Source organism: Vibrio sp. 1402 (genome assembly GCF_033340275.1).
The window spans coordinates 90,265-111,473 of the sequence record NZ_JAWOWE010000007.1; the positions used below are offsets into that span (position 1 = coordinate 90,265).

General features: G+C 42.2%; 18 protein-coding genes. 6 read left to right on the forward strand and 12 right to left on the reverse strand.

The features are described 5' to 3' along the window. Positions 1-23 precede the first annotated feature (23 nt). The 5 genes from R7044_RS14900 to R7044_RS14920 all read left to right on the forward strand — a co-directional run bounded on the left by R7044_RS14900 (position 24) and on the right by R7044_RS14920 (position 4,815). Positions 24-539 carry an NUDIX hydrolase gene (locus tag R7044_RS14900; RefSeq protein ID WP_005375979.1) on the forward strand — a complete coding sequence of 172 codons (516 nt, stop codon included), beginning with the start codon at positions 24-26 and terminating at the stop codon, positions 537-539. A gap of 22 nt (positions 540-561) precedes the next feature. After that, entirely contained in the window at positions 562-1,566 is a 1,005-nt protein-coding gene (gene ltaE / locus R7044_RS14905; protein WP_005375978.1) for a low-specificity L-threonine aldolase, read from the forward strand. 78 nt (positions 1,567-1,644) lie between these two features. Beyond that, a complete protein-coding gene (locus tag R7044_RS14910; protein ID WP_005375977.1) occupies positions 1,645-1,965 on the forward strand; it encodes a c-type cytochrome in 321 nt (106 codons plus the stop codon). A 211-nt stretch (positions 1,966-2,176) separates the two neighbouring features. After that, the gene (yfcC, locus tag R7044_RS14915; protein ID WP_225455654.1) at positions 2,177-3,709 is read left to right on the forward strand and encodes a putative basic amino acid antiporter YfcC; all 1,533 of its coding nucleotides are present in this window, start codon (positions 2,177-2,179) and stop codon (positions 3,707-3,709) included. Between the two features lie 110 nt (positions 3,710-3,819). Then, positions 3,820-4,815, forward strand: coding sequence for a succinylglutamate desuccinylase/aspartoacylase family protein (locus tag R7044_RS14920; RefSeq protein WP_054574303.1), 996 nt, complete (start codon positions 3,820-3,822; stop codon positions 4,813-4,815). Between the two features lie 207 nt (positions 4,816-5,022). On the opposite strand, the gene R7044_RS14925 is transcribed toward R7044_RS14920, so the two are convergent. After that, on the reverse strand, positions 5,023-5,556 hold the full coding sequence (locus tag R7044_RS14925) for a lipocalin family protein (protein WP_005375974.1): 534 nt from the start codon (positions 5,554-5,556) through the stop codon (positions 5,023-5,025). Positions 5,557-5,863: 307 nt separating this feature from the next. Between R7044_RS14925 and R7044_RS14930 the strand changes: the two genes are divergently transcribed. Then, entirely contained in the window at positions 5,864-6,244 is a 381-nt protein-coding gene (locus R7044_RS14930; protein ID WP_205391153.1) for a cystatin domain-containing protein, read from the forward strand. Between the two features lie 59 nt (positions 6,245-6,303). Here R7044_RS14930 and R7044_RS14935 read toward each other — a convergent pair whose 3' ends face one another. The 11 genes from R7044_RS14935 to R7044_RS14985 form a co-directional block, all read right to left on the reverse strand. Beyond that, the gene (locus R7044_RS14935) at positions 6,304-9,360 is read right to left on the reverse strand and encodes an AAA family ATPase (RefSeq protein ID WP_033907017.1); all 3,057 of its coding nucleotides are present in this window, start codon (positions 9,358-9,360) and stop codon (positions 6,304-6,306) included. Between the two features lie 9 nt (positions 9,361-9,369). After that, on the reverse strand, positions 9,370-10,503 hold the full coding sequence (locus R7044_RS14940) for an exonuclease SbcCD subunit D (protein ID WP_033907016.1): 1,134 nt from the start codon (positions 10,501-10,503) through the stop codon (positions 9,370-9,372). Positions 10,504-10,864: 361 nt separating this feature from the next. After that, the gene (locus tag R7044_RS14945; RefSeq protein WP_025767716.1) at positions 10,865-11,704 is read right to left on the reverse strand and encodes a hypothetical protein; all 840 of its coding nucleotides are present in this window, start codon (positions 11,702-11,704) and stop codon (positions 10,865-10,867) included. Then, positions 11,705-11,995, reverse strand: coding sequence for a PAAR domain-containing protein (locus tag R7044_RS14950; RefSeq protein WP_005375969.1), 291 nt, complete (start codon positions 11,993-11,995; stop codon positions 11,705-11,707). A gap of 11 nt (positions 11,996-12,006) precedes the next feature. Continuing rightward, positions 12,007-13,842 (reverse strand): type VI secretion system tip protein TssI/VgrG, encoded by a 1,836-nt coding sequence (gene tssI / locus R7044_RS14955; RefSeq protein ID WP_017820211.1) that lies wholly within the window; start codon positions 13,840-13,842, stop codon positions 12,007-12,009. A gap of 49 nt (positions 13,843-13,891) precedes the next feature. Continuing rightward, a complete protein-coding gene (locus tag R7044_RS14960) occupies positions 13,892-14,371 on the reverse strand; it encodes an Hcp family type VI secretion system effector (RefSeq protein WP_005375967.1) in 480 nt (159 codons plus the stop codon). Between the two features lie 208 nt (positions 14,372-14,579). Further along, on the reverse strand, positions 14,580-17,147 hold the full coding sequence (tssH, locus tag R7044_RS14965) for a type VI secretion system ATPase TssH (protein WP_017820212.1): 2,568 nt from the start codon (positions 17,145-17,147) through the stop codon (positions 14,580-14,582). A gap of 10 nt (positions 17,148-17,157) precedes the next feature. Next, positions 17,158-18,123 (reverse strand): type VI secretion system baseplate subunit TssG, encoded by a 966-nt coding sequence (gene tssG, locus R7044_RS14970; protein ID WP_005375963.1) that lies wholly within the window; start codon positions 18,121-18,123, stop codon positions 17,158-17,160. After that, positions 18,120-19,943 carry a type VI secretion system baseplate subunit TssF gene (tssF, locus tag R7044_RS14975; RefSeq protein WP_017820213.1) on the reverse strand — a complete coding sequence of 608 codons (1,824 nt, stop codon included), beginning with the start codon at positions 19,941-19,943 and terminating at the stop codon, positions 18,120-18,122. Before tssF ends, tssG begins: the two co-directional genes overlap by 4 nt. Then, the gene (gene tssE, locus R7044_RS14980; protein ID WP_225455655.1) at positions 19,940-20,404 is read right to left on the reverse strand and encodes a type VI secretion system baseplate subunit TssE; all 465 of its coding nucleotides are present in this window, start codon (positions 20,402-20,404) and stop codon (positions 19,940-19,942) included. The genes tssF and tssE overlap by 4 nt, the downstream gene beginning before the upstream one ends. A gap of 7 nt (positions 20,405-20,411) precedes the next feature. Beyond that, positions 20,412-21,206, reverse strand: a complete 795-nt coding sequence (locus R7044_RS14985; RefSeq protein ID WP_225455656.1) for a type VI secretion system accessory protein TagJ — start codon at positions 21,204-21,206, stop codon at positions 20,412-20,414. Positions 21,207-21,209 lie beyond the last annotated feature (3 nt).

The window sequence follows — 21,209 nt, forward strand, 5'->3', positions numbered from 1 at the left end:
TAACAGCTAGGGTTTATAACTGCATGAGCAAGATAATTCATAAATGGAAGCAAATTTCTCTGATTGAAGAAGACGTTGTGCTTCCTACAGGACAGGCAATTACGCACACCACAATCCATCATCCGGGTGCTGCGGTGATTCTCCCTATTACAGCGGAGGGTCACATTGTCCTTGTCCACCAATTTCGGCCTTCACTTAATAAATGGCTATTGGAACTTCCTGCTGGTACCAGAGAAGGCAACGAAGAGCCACTCTGCTGCGCCAAAAGAGAGTTAGAGGAAGAAACTGGGTTTAGTGCAGAGAAATTCACGTCTCTCGGCCAAGTCACCCCTCTTGCCGGATTTTGTGATGAGATACAGTATCTATTTGTTGCCGAAAAGCTCAACAAAACAAACCGTTACGAGTGCGATGAAGACGAAGTGATTGAGGTCGTCACCTTGTCAATCAAGCAACTCGAAGAAAAGATAGTCGATGGCACGATCACCGATGCCAAAACGATCGCTTGCTTAAGCAAAGCGCGCCTTTGCGGATATATTTAGGACTTTGACCAAGGAGACATTCATGGATTTTCGATCAGATACCGTTACACAGCCCACCCAAGCCATGCGAGAAGCCATGTTTAAGGCCCCCGTTGGGGATGATGTTTATGGTGATGACCCTACGGTCAATGAGCTTGAAAAATTTGCTGCGCAGCTTGCTGGTTTCGAAGCAGCTTTGTTTACCACTTCAGGCACTCAAGCCAATCTGCTCGGTTTAATGGCGCATTGCGAGCGGGGAGATGAATATCTATGTGGGCAACAAGCACATAACTACAAATACGAAGCTGGTGGCGCGGCGGTTTTGGGATCAATTCAACCTCAACCAGTCGAAAATAACCCAGATGGCACGCTACCATTTGATAAACTGGCTGCTGCGATTAAACCAGATGATTGTCACTTTGCTCGCACTAAGCTTCTCAGCTTAGAAAACACAATTAATGGTAAAGTACTACCTCTGTCTTACTTAGCAGAAGCACGTGACTTCGTGAATAAACATAACTTGCAGATGCATCTAGATGGCGCTCGCGTTTTTAACGCAGCCGTTGCACTTGATGTTCCGGTAAAAGAGATCGGTCAGTACTTTGATTCAATGACGATCTGTCTGTCGAAAGGTCTGGCTGCCCCTGTTGGCTCGCTACTACTTGGTAGCAAAGACTACATCGCAAAAGCACGTCGCTTAAGAAAGATGGTCGGCGGTGGTATGCGTCAAGCGGGTATTCTTGCCGCAGCAGGCAAACTTGCCCTTACCGAACAAGTGGAACAGCTAAAACAAGACCACATCAACGCAAAAACCTTAGCGGAAGGTTTAGCAGAACTGCCTGGTTTTTCAGTCAACCCTGAATTTGTTCAAACGAACATCGTGTTCGCGAAGCTTGATCCTCAAGTGGACATAGTAAGTATCGCTGCGAAACTAAAGGAACAAAACATCACGATAACCCCTGGAAATCCAATTCGTTTTGTAACTCATAAAGATATTTCAGCGAAAGACATCGACACTTTCTTATCAAGTATAAAATCTCTACTTTAATTTGATTTTGATCATTGAGCTTCCCCTAAGGGGAAGCTTTATTGTATCGCCATGATTTTTAGCGAATAGATAACCTCCATGCTCAGGTTTGTACTTCTAATCTCTTTTATTTTCTCTTCCGCTATCCATGCCGAGCCGTTTGGTGATGCTGATAAAGGTAAAATCAAATCACCTAGCTGTGTCTATTGTCACGGTGTTAAAGGCATCGCAACGAACAACACCTATCCAAGCCTTGCTGGTCAAAATTCTCAGTACCTTTACAATGCAATGAAATCTTATCAAGCCGGTGAGCGTAAAGGGCCGCTTGCAGAAATGATGGCAGCACAGTTAAAAATGTTAAATGATGAAGACCTTCGTGATGTCGCTGCTTTTTATGCAGAACAGACAGAAATCAAGTAATTAGATCACCTGTAGATGACTATGAAAGCTCGTGAATCATCCAAACTCAACGCATATTGAAACATTAACCCAACATTTGACCACAAAACAATCAAATTAACTTCACTTCAAATATTTGATGAATTTATAGTTCAACATAAGCATTAATATTGACTTTTTATTCTATTTTATCGATATTTCATGCTTTATTGAATTTGACGTGAAGTAAGTTATGTCTCACACACATACGCAACCAGCAGACTCGGTTGCTACCCCTAAGTCGTGGCAGATGCCAGATACCCTCATTTTGATCTTCATTGTTGGTATTCTTGCTGCGATTCTTACCTACTTAATTCCTGCTGGTCATTTTGATAGCCAACAGGTGACCTACATGGTCGACGGTGCAGAAAAAACTCGCACAGTTATCGATCCTTCTTCTTTCTCTTATGCAACCGACGAAAACGGTGAATTGGTTTACAACAAGGTTGGCCTGTTTGCTTCTGGTGGTGGCATTGGTCTGATGAACTTCCCTTTCGAAGGGCTAGTTTCTGGCTCTAAATGGGGCAGCGCAATCGGCGTGATTATGTTCATGTTGGTTATCGGCGGTGCTTTCGGCGTTGTAATGCGCACAGGCACAATCGATAACGGTATCCTGCGCCTTATCGATAAGACCAAAGGTAACGAAGCGCTATTCATTCCAGTGCTATTTTTGCTGTTCTCGCTAGGCGGTGCGGTATTTGGTATGGGTGAAGAAGCCGTAGCGTTTGCGATTATTATCGCGCCGCTTATGGTTCGCCTTGGTTATGATGGTATCACTACGGTAATGGTTACCTATGTTGCGACTCAAATTGGCTTCGCTACTTCTTGGATGAACCCTTTTTCCGTAGCTATTGCGCAAGGCATTGCGGGTGTACCTGTTTTATCCGGCATGACAGTACGCATGGGGTTATGGGCTGGCTTTACGTTAATCGGTATCGCTTTCACAATGATCTACGCCGCTCGTGTGAAGTCAAATCCTAAACTTTCTTACAGCCATCGCACAGACCAGTATTTCCGTCAGCAAGAGCTTGGCAATCAAGATTCTCGTTGGAACCTAGGTGACACACTCGTTATCCTTACGGTTATTGCGACCACGGTGTGGGTCGTTTGGGGCGTAGTCGCTAACGCATGGTACATCCCAGAAATCGCGTCTCAATTTTTCACTATGGGCTTTGTTGTCGCGATCATCGGTACGATTTTCCGCCTGAACGGTATGACGCTAAACTGCGCAGCTGATGCATTTAAAGAAGGTGCAGCTATTATGCTTGCACCTGCCCTATTAGTGGGTTGTGCAAAAGGGGTATTGTTGATCCTTGGTGGTGGTACAACTGATGAAGCGAGTGTACTGAACTCAATTCTAAACAGTGCTGGCGGCGTGATCAGTGGGCTTCCTGACGTAGCTGCAGCATGGTTAATGTATGTATTCCAATCTATCTTCAACTTCTTTGTCACTTCAGGCTCCGGACAAGCGGCACTAACGATGCCTCTACTGGCCCCTCTGGCAGACATTGCAGGAGTTACGCGCCAAGTCGCAGTTTTGTCATTCCAACTTGGCGATGGCTTTACTAACGTTATCGTCCCTACTTCGGCATCTCTCATGGCAACGCTTGGTGTCTGCCGTATCGACTGGGGTGACTGGGCAAAATTCTGCTGGCGATTTATTCTATTACTCTTTACCCTATCAAGTATCGTCGTTATCGCAGCTCATATTATGGGTTTTGCGTAAAACGAAACCAATTGGTAATTAAGGCGAGACATGTTCTCGCCTTATTAATATTCATGGTATGACGACGCTAAGGTTTTAGATTAGCTTATGGTTTTGGAGTGGTAACTTTAATGGCAACACAATTTCTCGATGACGTGATTCAGGGTCATCAAGTGATTCAATCTCTCAATGTAGCAGACCTAAATTCGGGCGAGCATAAGTTTTGGTTTCGCATCGCAACGAATGCTCTCTCTCAGTGGCAACACCTACCTGTACTAGTGTTCAAAGGTGAAAAACCTGGCAAGAAAATCATGATTACCGCAGGGGTTCATGGTGATGAGTACAATGGTGTGTTAGCAGCGCAGAAAACTGCTCGAGAGCTCATCGGCACTGAAGTCGCTGGTACTGTCACTATTGTTCCAACCATTAACATGCCAGGTATGCTAAACCACAGCCGCGATTTCTATTCCGCAGACCCTGATGCGTCTCCTGCAAACTTAAACCGCTTTTTTCCTGGTGACCAAAACGGCAATGAGGCCCAACGTTACTTATATGCATTGTGGAATGATTTGCTCAAGCCAAATGCTGATTTAGCCATTGACCTTCACACTCAAACCAGTGGTGCGGCCTATCCACTTTACGTGTTTGCAGATTTCCGAATCGAGCAATCATTAGAAATGGCTCGCCTCATTAATCCTGATGCGATTTTAAATGATCCTGGAGATGCTGGCGTCCTTGAAACGGTTTGGAATAACCATGGTGTCCCAAGTATTACTGTTGAAGTAGGTATGGGGCGATACACCGAGCAAGAACTTATCAGCCGAACTGTAACAGGCATTTTTAATGTGCTGAAAAAGCATAACATTGTTGAAGGTGATATGGACCCTATTACGTCATGCTTGGAAGGAAACGAAATCGTCAGTGTGAAAGCGACACACGGCGGCTTTGTACTGCCTCATGTCAGTTTGATGAATTTTGTCGAGCAAGGCCAACTTCTTGCGATTCAATACGACAGCTTTGGCGCTGAGATTAAACGCTACACCGCCCCAACAAGCGGCACAGTACTTAGCCACAATGTTGAATCTATTCGAGCACCAGGTTCCCTGATCGTTCGTTTGATTAAGTAAACCATAACCGTTTGTTGATAGATCAACCTTTCGACGCTCACTCAAATTTATATAAGCCCCATCACGAGTAATCACAAATGATGGGGCTATATCCATTTTGACCACATTAAGTTACGCGGTAACAAATTACTGTTAAGCGAAATGACAAACTGAGCTCTTAATTAGGAAGCTTCCCCTCTGTCCGCTTTTTCAGCCACGCTAATGAACTTAAAGCTGTCTTTGTTTCTCTTGTTCAACAAAAATGAGCTCGTCGATAGCGAAACCTTTCTCTTTAGCTACGTACTTAAAGCGCTCCACTACTTTCTCATCAACGTTAGGCGTTCTAGACAATAGCCACAAATAGTCGTGGTTGTAACCGGAAACAAACGCATAGTTATAGTTTTCACCTAGCTCAAAAACAATGTAAGAAGAGTATATTGGCCCAAAAAAGGAAACCTTTAAGTGTCCAACCGTTTTATCTTCAACAAAATAAGCTTTGCCTTCAGCTTCTGACCACTGTCGCTCTTCTTCGGAATATCCACGGTTTATCACCTTAACCCCACCATCCTCGCGAACCTGATACTCAGCGGTAACGTTGGATAAGCCTCGCTCAAATGAATGGTCTAGGCGTGCAATTTCGTACCACTTACCTAGATATGGCTCTAAATCGAAATTATTGACGGGTTCCACCCCATCCGGCTTCGAGGTACAACCAAATAAAGTTGCAAGTGACAAAAGTAAAAATATTTTTATCGATTTCATACAACACCTAAATTTTAATTAGTGATTGATTTTACTCTAGAAGATAACAAATCGATCACTAAGCCGCACCATCGCCCTAATAGGTACACATCACAATTCTTCATCATCAATAGCGCGCTGAACACCGAAACCTCGTCATCTCAGCAAATCGATAACAAGATTGCTCTATTTTTGACTTACAAGCTGACCATGCTTGTACATTTTGTCAGCATTTAACCCTATGCATATAGAAACTTTGCACAACATAGACATTCGTAGGCATATCACCCTCCTATAATACGTTGCGTTATAGACAGAGGTTATTGTTATGAAATTAAAAACAGTGTCAGTTTGTGCACTTTTGGCGTTACTTGCAGGTTGTCAGCAGGAAAAGCCGAGCGAAACGACACAATTAACGACCTCGGCAGATGTATGTAATGCACAAGGAAACATGCCAGGTGGGTGGAATGAGTTTAACGCGACCCCTGATGCACAAAAGGCAATGGCCTTTGTTTTAAAGAAAATGGACACAATAGCGTCGTTTAAACGAATACTGAATGTTCACGCGCAAATCGTTAGCGGCGTCAACTATGCTATTGAGTTTGAATTGGATGATGGCTCTGTTTGGAACACGATTGTTTATCGCAACCTTGATGGCGAATATGCGATTACCCAATCACCAAAAGAAGGCCACTTTTGCGAACAGTAGCGACTTAGTCAGAAAGCCCCTAACAATAGGGGCTTTTTGATCTAACAGTAGTCACTGAATTAGACAGCGAAGCGACATTGAGATTTAATCGACACCGTTGAACCAAGTCTTGATGGTTCAACATCAATCCTCTGCGCCATTTGCTCTTTCAGCTCAGAAACGTGAGAAATAACACCGATCATGCGCCCAGTCTGTTGCAAGTCCACTAGCGTTTGAATAGCAAGATCTAAAGACTCTGGGTCTAAACTACCGAAGCCCTCATCAATAAATAAAGTGTCTAAACGAATACCGCCACTATAGGATTGCACAACATCCGACAAACCAAGTGCCAGAGCAAGCGCTGCCATAAATGATTCACCGCCGGAAAGTGTCGCAACATCACGCGTTTTTCCTGTGTAGCCATCTTCAACCATTAAATCTAAGCCGCGACCCGCTGCGCCTTTGAAGCCCTCTGTTTTTCGAGCAAGAATATAGCGCCCTTTACTCATAAGGCTTAAGCGTTGAGAGGCCTGAATCAGCACATCATCCAACAGTACACCAAGAACAAAGCGATGTAGGCTAACCCTGCTGCCTGTTTTACCGCTAGCAACGTCGTACAACGTACCAAAGACTTTGTATTCTTCTTCTAACTTACTATTTTTCTCATGCAACACGGCAATATCTTTACGAACCTTTTCAAGACGTTCAAATATTGAGCGTGTGGTATCAAGTTGATTCCTTACTTCAATATATTGCGCCTGCAGAGTGGTTAACCTGTCGTTAAACGACTCCAAATTAGGCCTTTCAAGATCTTTCAATGCATGATTTAAATCATGTAGTGTTTGCTCAAGCTTGGTTTGTGCCTGTTTGAAACTGTCTATTTCTTGCTGCCAGGCTTGAAGTTCATCATCTCCCACTCGACTACTTAGATAATGGCTTTCATCCTCAAATTTACTCGCCTGTAGCGCCTCATTCCACGCTAATTCTGCTTGGCTAAGTTTTTGCTCTGACTCAGATAACCACTGCTTGTTCGTCGCTAAGTGACTTTCCGCATTTGATTTCTCCAATATCGCTTGCTGCAAAGCGTTTTGCGCCTTTTCTAAGCCTTTGTTCAAACTCAGAATTTGCTCGTTTGTCAGCAAAATTTCACGTTCAAGCAAGTCAGCGGAACTGTATTTTGGGTCAATAGAAGCTTGTAATTGAGCCAATTGTTCTTGGTTCGCTTTAACGGTTGATTCATTTGCCGCCATTTGATTCTGCAGCTCATGAATTTTATTTTCACCCACGACGCAGCGTTGATTAAGCTGTTCAACGTTCTTTTCTAGCTTTTCAATATCAATAGCTTGTAGACGTAGGAGTTGAGCATTGATCGCTTGCAAATCATTTTGAACCGTCGAGATATCAGATGTAGCATACTCACCCAACTCCTCTTTCAACTGGTTACACTGATTCTGATACTGACTAATGACAACGTTATGTTGTTCTAGCTGATTGCTTAGTTGGTTCAACAAGGTTTGAGCTTCTCGCTCTTTCGCTCTAGCCGCCTGAACTTGCTCTTTTGTAACGGCTTCTTCAACAAACGTTGCGGGGTTAGGATGCGTTTCGCTACCACACACCGGGCATGCTTCACCTGCTTTTAGTCGCTGCGCTAATACTGCCGCTTGAGCGTTGTGCCACTTAAGCTCTATCGTATCAGCGGCTTGTTGACGCTGCATATAGCGCTGACTGGCTTCGTGTAGTGACTGCTGCTTGCCTACAGTTAGCGCATTGAGTTTAGAGAGCTCTAAAGTAAGATCATGCAGCTTTTGTAGATCCTGTAACAGCCGTTGTTTTTGTTTTATTTCCGCATCGATGCTGCCAATAAGCGCAACATCAACTCGTGCTTTCTCTAGCTCCTTCTGTCCCTGCTGGGCCTGTAACGTTAACTTATCTTTTAGTTCTATGTACTGTTTTAACGTTGCTTCAAATTGTTGTTTTTGTTGATAACCCGCCGTTATTTTACTTTCCAAATTGTCTTTCTCGACCAACTTGTTTTTCATACTTTCAAGTTGATACTGCAGTTGCGTTAACTGCGGGACCTTTGCCGCTGCCTTTTTTGCACTTTGCTGCAAGTTTTCTTGTTCTCTCGCAACGACATTAGCTTTTTCGAGACTCTCTTTCAAAGCTACGATTTTTTGCCTAAGCTCTTGCGTTTGAGCTTTTGCATTTTGTAATGAGATGTAGGGCAACTCTATCTTATTGGCATTTTTAGCGTTTTCTAATTGCTGTTGACGAGCTTTTATCGAATCTGAGTGTTCTAGATGCAGCTTGAGTGCGCTTTCTGCTTGCTCTCGTTTCGAAAACTCTCCATTCAAGGTTTCCGCTTTTTGCAATTCAGATTTAGCAGTATTGAGCTTATCTAACGCTGCTTGCTCATTCTTTTTATCAGACTCTAATTGCTTAGTTACTTGTTCCAGTTGTTGTAATAGCTCTTGTTCAGAACTCGCTTCTGCAACTTGTAAAGCACCTCGAATTTGATTATCAAATTCGCCTTTCGCTTTACTAATTGCACTCGCTTTATCTTTGAGCGCGTACTCAATTTTTTTATATATGTCAGTTTGAAAGAGCTGGCCAAAAATTTCTTCACGCTCTTTAGAGCTAGCAAGCAACAGTTCTCGGAATTTTCCTTGAGGCAACACCATAACTTGACGAAATTGAGTTTCATTCAAGCCAATAATATTGCTAACTTCAGTTTTAACCTGAGTCGTCTTGCTGGTGATAAGCGTTTCAGTCTCACCGAGTTCATAAAGAGCCGCAGTGTGCTTTTTAATCGTCATCCCTTCACCACGGGCCTTGGGCGCTTCCTGCTCAGGGGATCGAACAACTCGGTATTGTTTGCCGTGTAACGAAAATTCGAGAACTACTTCGGTTGGTAAATCTTGCGCGGATAAGTCACACCGCATCTGAATACCTTGTCGCTCATTACCTGTGGTTTCACCATAAAGGGCGAAGCAAATGGCATCTAAGATCGACGTTTTACCGGAACCTGTAGGACCATTAATCAAAAATAGAGGGTTACTGCCAAGCTTCTCAAAATCAATGATTTCAGTTTTTGCAAACGGACCAAAGGCTTGCATGGTTAGTTTAATTGGTTTCATCTTTGGTCCCTATTGCTGTGATAATTGCTTAATAATGTCAGTAACAGCTTGCTCTTGCTCTTTAGACAACTGGCTATCTTGCGCCTCAATAAAAAAATCTCGGAACATATCAATTTCGCTTCGCGCCAACTTTGCTTGCGCCATTTCCTGCTCTACCCCAATTAACATGCCAGGTTTCTCAAGGTGTAAAACGTTTGGATACACTGAACGAAGTTTTTCCATTGGGTTTAAAATCGCATGTTTATCCATCAAGCGAACTAACAAATAATCTTCATTCTTAGGGTCTGTTTTGCCTTGCTCAATAACTTTATCCAGCTCGCCCTCTACAATGCGCATTTCATGAGGAGCCGTAAGATCAATATGCTCTGCAGAAACAAATCCTTTCTTGTCCAGTTCAACTAACGTGAAACCTTTTCTCTGGTTCTGTTCACCAAAGCTATACTTCATGAGAGAGCCAGAGTAACGGATATGCTCTGCGCCTTTCTTTTGAGGCTGATGCAAATGACCAAGTGCGACGTAGTCAAAATCTAAGAAGTGTTCATGACTCACGCGATCAGAACCACCAATAGATAATGGTCGTTCAGAGTCTGACTCGATAGCCCCATCAACAAAACAGTGACTCACGAGCACGCGCTTTTGCTTAGAGATAAAGCGCTCTTTAATTTGCTCAACAAGCAATTGATGAGCCTCATCATGAGTGGATACCGAGGCTTTGTAGGCAAACCTGACCTGTTCAGGGTCGTTATAAGGCATACCATAAAACGCGACCTCGTCCGCAGAGTCCGTTTTTATGATGATGGGAGTGAGCATCTCTTCAAAGTTGCTAACAATATGGAGACCTGCATTTTTCATTTGCTCTGAGCCGAAACCTAACCTTTCTGCACCATCATGGTTGCCAGATATCAATATCATTGGTGTTTCTAACTCGGTACAAATGCGTTTCACGACTCGATTTAACAGTTCTATTGCAACCGTTGGTGGCACCGAACGGTCATAGATATCTCCCGCCACTACAACTGCATCGACGGGGTTGCGTTCAATATAGTTAATCAGTTGTTCGAGTACTGCTTGTTGATCTTCGAGTAGTGATACGTTGTGGAATTGTCGACCAAGATGCCAATCTGAGGTGTGGATAAACTTCATTCGAATTCACTTTCCGCCAATTCTATGAGTAGGCTTGCTTCTGTCAGAGTCCATGTACCGTTTATAAAAAGGAATGCGTCACGGGTGGGATCTCGAACAAGCCAAAACTCAAGTTATTTTATTTCGGTAAGGATATCTTGAGTCGAACAGCTTTTCATGTGGTTTGTGTTCTATGGCTGGCTATTTAATCAGAAAGCGAGAAGAACACTGTAAAAACGCGGTGAGCAAAGCTATTTTGAAAAGCAAGCTGCGCCTAGTCATTGTCCAAACATCATTAAAGGGCCAGTTTCGAGTCAATCCCCCATAACATTTGCATCACTAAAACCTCAGCTACTACTAGAAGGAAAAGCAATAGCCAGACCTATTCACTACGCCAATTGTATATTACTCCTACCGCATAGCCATCTGACTCGATGTCCGCTTGCAACACGTGAAAGTCTGGGCAGGGGCTGCTTCTTTGAAGCTCATCAATCACTAACGCTTTTAAAACGCCGCCACATGCACCCAATCCGCCAAGTTTGATATCAACAAATTGATACTGAGTTTGATCGGTCACCCACGGAGACAAGAATTGCATTGAGTTTAACCATTGCGGTTCTTCCTTATTAACGGATAAATACAATTGACTGAGTGGATGTTCACAACTTACTCCTAATTGCTTAAACACCTTGTCCACGGCGATGCGTTGTTGTTTGGCATCTAAATCAATTCGAACAACATCAGGCACAAGACCTGAATGTCGAAAAAAACACTTGGTTAAAATGATAGAGCTTTGAGGTTTGACATGCCCTTCTACATCACTCGTAACCTCTATAGCCAGTATCCAAGTCGCTTGCGTTTCATTAACTTCACGATTTATCCGATTTAGTGCCATCAAAAATGCAGCTTGGCCATAAGGATAAAAGTAAATTTCAGTATTGACAGTTTGGTCAACGAAAATAGAAAGCTCGCTTATCAATGCTTTAAGCAAACTTTTGTCCACCGAAGATGGTAAAAGAACACAGAGATTCCCCTTGATATCAGCTTGCTCAAGACTCTCGCGCTCAGAGCGCACGAGGCTTAATATATGCTCATCTATTGATTGAGCAAAGTCAGGGGGTCGGATTTCCTCGGACAATCTAAAAGAATCATCAGCTATCTCGCGAACGGTGTGTGAACGGCCATTAAAAGATAGAAGATGCGTTTGAAATGCGAGTGGCATCTAGCCTCCGATTAAAACCGTAGGCATACCAGATAGAATTTTGCCACCATGAGACGTTGAATCGCCGACTCTCGCGGCTGGTTTACCGTTGATTGTTACGCTAGAAGAACCTGCTGAGATACTATCCGGAGGACCGATACAAATAAGCTTGTCGCCTTGTCTTGCCGCAGGTATCCCGCCAATCGTTACGTTTGGTGAGCCAACAACGACGGGACCACCGACATGCGGTATCTTTCCTGTTTTTTTAGGGCAAAGATGAAAGCTGCCCAAAATTGCGGCTGGTTTACCCACTTTAAATCACCTTAGTTCAATGAAATTTGCCCAGCTTTAAGAGCAATAGCTGAGCCGTTAATGGATATTTTATTACCTTTGATATTGATTTCTCCAGAGCTAGACATCTGAATAGAAGCACCACCTACTTTGATCTCGACGCTCTTTCCTGCATTAAAAGACAGCACTTCACCCGTTTCATTCGAAAAGTTTTTACCTACTTTCAAGCTCGCGTTCTGACCAACCTCTTGATTAACATCATTGGTCACTTTTTCGGTTTTACTGTTTTCAACGGCGATATCAACACAGTCTTCAACTAGCATTTGGAACAGTTTTTCAGCATGAAGATAAATGTGCTCTTCACCAGGCTTATCATCGAAGCGCAACTCATTAAAATTGGATGTACCTTTTTGTACAGAGCGTGATTTATAACCACTCTGAGAACTTTGCTCTGGTAAAGCGTAAGGAGGGAGTTGACTACCGTTATATAGTGATCCCGTAACGATTGGTTGATCAGGGTCTCCGTTGACAAACTCGACGATGACCTCTTGTCCGACTCTAGGGTGAAACACCGACCCCCATCCGTTACCTGCGATATTTTGCGCAACACGAATCCAACATGAACTATTTACATCGTATTTACCAACACGGTCCCAGTGAAACTGAACTTTGATACGGCCATGTTTGTCTATGTAAATTTCACCATCTTTGTTCCCCGTAACTATTGCAGTTTGCAAACCTTTCATCTGAGGTTTCGGATAGTTAACTGAAGGACGAAGGATTGTCTTTGAGTCAACACAACTAAACGAGACTTTGACACCTTGCGCACCGGTGCCACCTTGACCAGTCTGGTTATAAACAGCAGCAGACAAAAAAACAGAAGACAGTACATATTCTTTGCCAACTCGAGATTTATCTTCATGTTTTTTAAACTTGAAGCACTTGCCTACGCTGAATGTTCTGCACGTAGCCTCGCCACGACACAAATATGCATTTTGCTGTAGTGCTTCTATTGCATGCGTGTTTCTCAGTGCGTATTGATCATTGCTCTCCATTTCACCCATGTATTCAAAATACTCGCTTTCAGGCACTGTAAAAAAATCACTTTCACCCTTTGCAGTATTTTTAGGATTCGAAGAAGGCTTGAGCATGTTATAGCCTGACTTTTGACTCGCTTTAGTAGTCAGAATTTGCGTTTCATGCCAAGAAGAAATGTGGCTAGATTTCGCCGTACCTGTATCAAAATCGACTAAAAACTCAGTACCCGGCTTATAAAAACTGATGTCATCAAAAATATTGAGCGTATGGGCAGACTTAGTATGTGTAAAACAAAATGATAGCCCCTCTTCCGATAACAGACGTCGAACAAATTCAAGATCTGATTCTTCATATTGTACTTTGTACGTGTATTTAGGATAGGACTTGGTTAGCTCAAAACTAAAGGCAACACTATGCTCCGATAGTACTTCAGAGATAATTTCCTTTATATCTTTATGCTGAAATATTCTGCAATTTTTTCGATATTCAGCGAAACGTAATTTAGGCTCTATTAATAATTCTATGTTTTTATAATTTTCGCCTTTATGTGTATTAGAAACCCTTTTCCCTTCTAATCTTGCAGCAGAAACGTAACCATGCATATAACGAGGATTTGAAGAAACATCCTCATTATTTTCAAGGGTAATGGTAACTTCCTTACCAATAATTTCGTTTAACTCACTTCGTTGATCATTAAAGTAAGCTTTAGCACGCAATGAAAAAAGTTCTGAGATCTCTTCTTTATACTCAAACGAGTTTAGTATGATGGCATCTTTACCGAATGGGGAAGAAATTCGGATGAAATTGTTATCTTGAGTTGCTCTTTTCATTAAATACTTCTTTCAAAAAAATGCGGAGGAATACTCCCCCGCATGAAAATTACATTTGTTGACCTTTAACACCGCTGTAGCCGTATACCAATGGAGCAGAAGTGTTGTTCTTATCGTCAGTAGGAGTCACTGTCATCATCATTTCTGTGTAAGAAATTGTGATAGTTTCAACTGGACGATCGTCTTGGATAGAAACTGAGTAGTTAGAAATCATCGCATCAGTCAGTTCGATCTTCATGATCTCTTCAACCTTCTCACCCTGCTTAGTAATATGGAAAACCGCTGGTTTACCTTTACCAATCGTCGCTTCTTTAAATAAGTCAGGAGAAGAACGGTCTTGAAGTTTAGTGATAGTCAAATCATATAGACGAGTAGCGCTCGCTTCACGGTCCATCGCTGTACCAGTGTATGATGAGATCTCACGACCTACACTCCAATCTACAGATAGTAGTGTAATCAAATCTTTGTATTGCTCGGCTGTTGCCTCACCCTTAATATCTGCGTATTTAAGATACGTATTAGACTGCATGCTAATCTCCTATAGCATTATTAATTGACATATATCGTAGTAATTTAATTATCTGACGTTTGGTGATAATTAGTGATTAATGTATCAAAAACTTCATTTTAAATACGCCCTGTTATATCTTTAAATAAGATTTAATTTAAGCGTTTTTTATAAAAAATAATAGTTAATATGAACCAACTCCCAATTATTATTGAGAGTGTAAAGGATGTTAAACTATTGAGACATCAAGTCCACTAGTTGTACCTTTAACAATAATTTCATCAAACGTCTTATCATTAAGAATTGCATGCAATATTTCATGAGAAATCTTCGGAAGCAATGTATTTTCTATGGTTGTTTGTACCACACGCGCACCACTGCCAGACTCATTGCTATTGTCTACAATATCATTAATTAGTTCCTCATCAAAAAACAGGTCAGCGTTATAGTGCTTACGAATACGAGTCGTAATTTTATCCAACTTTAATTTTGTTATTTCTATCAATACTTTTCTTGATAGAGGCAAATAAGGTAATACGTTCACACGCCCTAAAAATGCAGGTTTAAAGTCGACCAACAAATCATCGCGTAAAGCATCTTTTAGTGCTGACGGCTCAGGAGATAAATCAGGATCAGAATACAAAGACATCGTCGTTTCGGTCCCTGTGTTCGCGGTCATAATAATAATAGTGTTTTTAAAGTCTATATCTCGACCTTCACCGTCTTTAATTGAGCCTTTATCAAACACCTGATAAAAAATATCTTGAACACCAGGGTGCGCTTTTTCCATTTCATCGAGGAGAATTACACTATAAGGTTTACGTCTAACAGCTTCAGTCAGTACACCTCCTTCTCCATAACCGACATAACCAGGAGGAGAACCTAATAGCAATGAGACTTTATGCTCTTCCTTAAATTCCGACATATTGATAGTCGTGACATTTTCTTCACTACCATAGACTTTCTCTGCAATCGCCAAAGCCGATTCGGTTTTACCCACTCCGCTTGGTCCGGTTAGGAGAAATACACCATTTGGTCGTGTCTCATCCGTGAGCTGCGCACTCGCGGTTTTTATCACTTCAGACATGAGCTCTAAAGCGTGATCCTGCCCGACAACTCGCTTACACAAACTTTCTTTCAAACCCAATACTGCTTGGATTTCATCATCCTGAAGTTTACCTAGCGGTATACCGGTCCAATCCGAAATAACTTCTGCGATTAGCGCTTCATTTACATGCGAAAAAACTAAGGGCTGTGAGTTAGCGGAAAGGTTATTTTCAAGCTCTTGTAACTTGTCTCTAGCAGTTTCAGAACCCTCCTGGATTATTTGGGTTCTAAGTGACTTAGCTTCATTTACCCATTCTTTTTCTTTTTCCCAAAGTACTTCTAATTCAATAATGTCATTAGATAGCGCATCAATCTCTTTTCGGACACCTTGCAGCTGCACATCAAGAGATGCTCCTAGCCGACTCTCTTGGCTAAGATGCTCATACTCAGCTTGCTTTGCTTTAAGTTTGTTTCTTTTCGCATCTAGGCCTCCCGGTGTAGATGACTGACTTAACGCAACTCGAGAACAGGCCGTATCCAAAACAGAAACCGCTTTATCTGGCAGTTGACGACCATTAATGTATCGAGCTGACAGTTGGACCGCTGCATTGAGAGCTTGGTTAGTGATATGAACATCGTGGTGTTGTGCCATTACATCAAGTAAGCCTCGTAACATTTCGATCGCGAGTTCAGGGGCTGGCTCATCAACCTTTACGACTTGAAAACGCCTAGTTAAAGCTGCATCTTTTTCAAAATACTTTTTATACTCTGCCCACGTTGTTGCTGCGATCGTTCTGAGTTCACCTCTCGCTAATGCTGGCTTCAGAATATTCGCCGCATCACCTTGGCCCGCTTGCCCACCACCGCCAATTAGGCCATGAGCTTCATCAATGAACAATATAATAGGCTGTGGAGCGTCGTTTACTTCCTTAACAAGGTTCTTAAGCCTGTTTTCAAACTCACCTTTCATGCCTGCGCCGGCTTGCAGTAACGCCAAATCCAGAGACTTAATTGCCACATTTTGCAGAGCGGGAGGTACATCGCCATCAATGATCTTTTGCGCCAAACCTTCAACAACGGCTGTTTTTCCAACACCGGCTTCTCCCGTAAGAATCGGGTTGTTTTGTCGGCGTCTTAATAAAATATCGATCATTAGGCGAATTTCATTATCTCTACCAATCACCGGATCTATTTTACCTTCCCTAGCTTGCTCAGTAAGGTCTGTTGTAAATTGATTCAAGGCGGAATTCGCGTTTGACTGCGCTAAGTCATTCGATCTTGATTGAGGCGCATTACTTTCTTTAAAGTTCAATAAGCGAGATGGTTCTATCTTGTTTAGTTCAGGACTAATCGAACCAGCCATGTTGACTAACGTATCATCAGACAAGTAGGCAAATAAAAGATGGATGCACCCCAACTGTTCTTGATTGAATTCAATGGTTGCAGACAACAAGGCATTTTGCATAACAGTCACCGTATGAGCTGATAGCCCAGGCACCGACTGGCATCCTGTTTTGTATTTTTCTAATGCCTTTTGAATATCGGTTTCAACCTTGATTTTATCGACATCAAATTCGTCAAAAACTTCAGAGTAAATATCGTCAGGATGGCGGATAATCATCATTAACCAGTGAGACATTTCAATACTGTGATGAGTTCGGGAGCTTGCCATCGCAGCTGCCTGTTCAAGTGTTTCCTTAGCCTGAGGAGACAATCTTTCGACCAACGCTGAAAGTGAGAGTGAAGCCATTACATTTCCTTTAAATAGTAATTGTTATAGTTCGATCTTTTGTACGTTCGTGTTTTTTAAGCACAGAACCAATACCTAACTGCCCCTGCTGTTTCGATAAACAAGCTTGTGGTAGCAAACTATGTTTGGTGGTGAGCTGCCACTTCAGTTGTTTATGTTTTCCAATCAACTCATAAGCAGCGTTCTTAATGATTGCTATATTGGGTTGGTTAGGAAGCAATTTACTAACTAGCTGTTTATCTTTTGGCAGAAATTCTATTGTTGTCCCCGCGTTGATGTTCCATGCTTTCGAACCCAAAGACGCTCCTAAACCAAGTTGAGCAAACTGCCCTTCAGGCATAGTTCGGGATGCAAGGCGTGTTTGCTCTTCTTTCGTAAGGTGTAACCATTGTCCTTGAAATTCATGAACTTTTACTTGGCATCCAGATAAACATTCAAGAATACTTTTCAGTCCACCTTTACTTCTCACTGGTGAAGCAAACACACCACCATAGTGCCGGGACAGTGAACTCCCTTTCCCAGTTAATGCCGATTTACAGCTTTCTAACGGCGAACGCGCGCCCTGCGCATGCGCACGAGACTGAACAGTCAGCTGACTCAGTTGCCAACATCGATAATAAAGAGATAATAAGCGATGATTGAAAATATCGTAGAAGTCCACCATAGCCGTATCGCCTTCTTTTTGGCGATGTAAAGCTAATTCACTATAGTGCTGGGGAAGCACACCTTGCTCACCCGTTAGGCCTATTAAATTGGTCTCAATCTCTAACTTGCTGTCATCTATATTTTTCAGTTCACAAAGCTGAGCATTTTCAAAACCTAATGATGGATTAACCTTTAAGTTTAGCTTTTCATGCTTCGGTAACGCATCTGTTCCTATTTGCGCCTCTGCTTGCAGAACTTCGTGTTCAATAAGATGAATCGCTTCAAACAATGGATGTTGCTTTAATTCTCGATAAAATTGTTCCGCGCTCATAGCAACACCTTATCGCCAGTTAATGCGGGCCATAGGTGGAAAGACTTTCCCGTGGACTTAATTCTTATTTCTAACTGCGTAAAAATGTTAATTTCAGCATATTGCGAGAAGTAAACAGATAAAACACTACCTAAGAGAAAGATCTGCTCTTTAGGTAAAATTTGATCAGAAACCGTCAAAATAATTTTTATACCGTGCGCAAATCCAACTTTGCCTTTCTGACTAATTCTTCCTGTAGTAGGCTCAAACTCTAACTTAGTTAAAGCATCGATTACCGCTTTCGTTTCTGCTGTCCCAGAAAATGCATAGAGATTAAGGGTCTGCTTCAAAGTTGCTAAACCATCTTCCTCGGTAAAATGGTTTAAAGTTAAAAGCTTAGTTAACTGCCATCGTGTGCTTTCATCCATTTCTGGCCGAATAGTTTCTGATAAAGAAACTAAACAACGAACAGATTCGAAATTGTCATTTACCTCCGGTAAAGATACTTGCGGCAGCCCACCTCCAAATGGAAGTTTCTGCGCTAAGTTGCGGTTACAGCACTCAGCTTCCACGTACATTAACCAGTTTTCCCGGCTATCCGGGCTGAACAATTGATGTTTTTTATCAACAAAAGAAATGTAAGTTTCTCTACCTGGCTCATCATACCCACCAGCCCAGTTCTTATCCTCACGTCTCATCAACCAATAAATCTCACTAGTGTTTGTATAATGCGTGTGCTCACCAGCGTGATAACATGGCAAATTGTGGTACGTTTTGTTCCAGTTTCTCAACGTTACGTCAGAAATTGAGACAACCTCATTACTTTCAGATTCTTGGTATTGCGGAGACAAGTGGTAATCGTATTCAGTTGGTAGAATACGCTTAGGCTCCATAATACTTTTAAATAAGTTGATTACAGGCACACAACCTACCATTAAGCTTTCTTCGTCCACTTGCTTTGGAAGCCAGTCATCGTTGGTATCAAAGTAAAAATACAGTTCGACTTGCTCTCCAAGATCTAGCTCAGATAATCCAAGTTCGGTGATATCAAAGAACATAAACTTCTCAGGAAAGTGCAAATACTCAACAAGTAATCTTGCTCCTGAAAAGCTTCTTTTACTGTATGGCACAACTTTCTCATCTTCTGAAAATCCTACTTCAGAAAGATGTCTTTTGGTTAAAGGACGAACTTCTTTGCCATCCACAACAACAGATAAACCAATTAGGTTTTGAAACAGCATTTGGTAGAGCTTAAAAGTCAATTGAGATTGACCGTTTAAATAGAAGCGCAGCCGTTCTATCCCCATTTCACCAAGAGGAGTCTCTTCATCTTGAGCCGTGAGCTGTACTTTCAAAACTGAATGAGCATTGCTTTCCCATCGTGAGCCAACTGGCTTGAAAGGCGCATTTTTAAAAACGCCAGAGGTCACATCAACAGGATACATTCTGACCGGATAACAAGTTCTAAACTCGCATTCATGATATCCAGTAGCACCGATAACAACTCGCTCGCCTTCTTCTACATCAAAATAAGAGGAAGTGGAGTTAGAACAGCTCATTTTAATGACTGACATTGACGGGATTGGGGCGTGAAAATCCGGATATAACTGTCCCATCAAAGACTCTGTAAACTGAGGGTAACTATTGTCTAAGCTTTGTCTAATCCTTGCTGTTAGAAATGCGCAGCCTTCTAACAATCTTTCTACGTGTGGATCGTCAACCTGTTCCTCACTAATACGAAGTCTCGCGGCAATCTTGGGATACTGCTCACCAAACTCTTGCCCTTTGTGACGCAAATAAGCTAACTCGCGATTATAGTACTTGAGAAACTCTTCACTCATTTTGCTCTACTCAGTTTCATACCTAAATTTACCGGCTCTACTTCAGAATTGAATCGCACTTCATGAATACTGTTATCAATTAAGCAAGAGGCATTTATCTGTAACCTCAATACCCTATCAATAGCGTTTTTCTCGTCCGAAATCTGGACATGAGGGTTCCTTAACCTCGGCTCAAACTCTTTAATTGCATCATGAACGATGTCGCAAAGCTGATTCTGCCCTTCTTGGCTGCTATAGGGCATTGAGGAAAAATCTGGCAGCCCATAGTTCAATATTGAATAACGAACCTCTAGAAGATCATCAGGAATATTTTTCCATCCAATACGACTATTCAGCATCGACTCTAGATCTCTAAGTAAGCTGCTCAACATCTGTTGCTGGCTTGCAGGGAAGTCTTTCTCATCTCGAGTGAGAGGATCACTATCTATCAATTTGTCGAGCAGAGAAACGGTTAACGACATGATATTTCTACGCTATTTGTTTCTGTTCTAATAATGTAGTCAAATCACAGATTGGAAGCGCTGAGTCACCGACTAACCAACATTTTTGACCCAAGCCAACAAAAGATTCTTGCTCACCAATCTGCTTCCAATCCGTTTCTCGACCTAACTTTTGCGCATCGGTCTCTGAGTCAACATATGTCAACGGCATATGGCCTTCGCCTTCACCAAGTCCATCGATATCAAACTCGACAGGTCGCCAAATACTCTCTAACAAAGAAGTAGGTGCTTTAACTTCTAGCGTATGGATGCTCGATATGGGTACAAGAAAATAGTTACCTGCTGTAGAAAACAGTTCAATGTAACCACCTAAACGATCATCAATATCTCTAGCATCTTCGTAGTTTGTGCCGTTTACGTTAAACCCTTTAATAGTACGATGCTCTTCAATGCGATGCGATAGACGTGACGCTTCTTCGTACTCTTTATTTCCGAGAGCAAGATTAAATCGAACAAGCTCTTTAGTTAATTCCTCATCACCTATTACTTTGGCACTAGCCGCACCATTGATAAAATCCTTTCTAGCTTGAGCTGCTTTCACTAAATGTCGTAGCTGACTTGCACCAGGCAGATACTCAGGAAACAATTTAATCGATTGCATGAGCTGAGCGTCCGCACGCTCGAAGTCCCCATCAATGCAAAGAAGCTCAATGAAGGAACTTCTCAAGCTCGCATCTTTAGGTGTTGCTTTAATTTCATCAGTTAACTGCTCTAGAGCGTGTTGCAATAGGCCTTGGGACAAAGCATTTTTCCATTGAGTCATTGT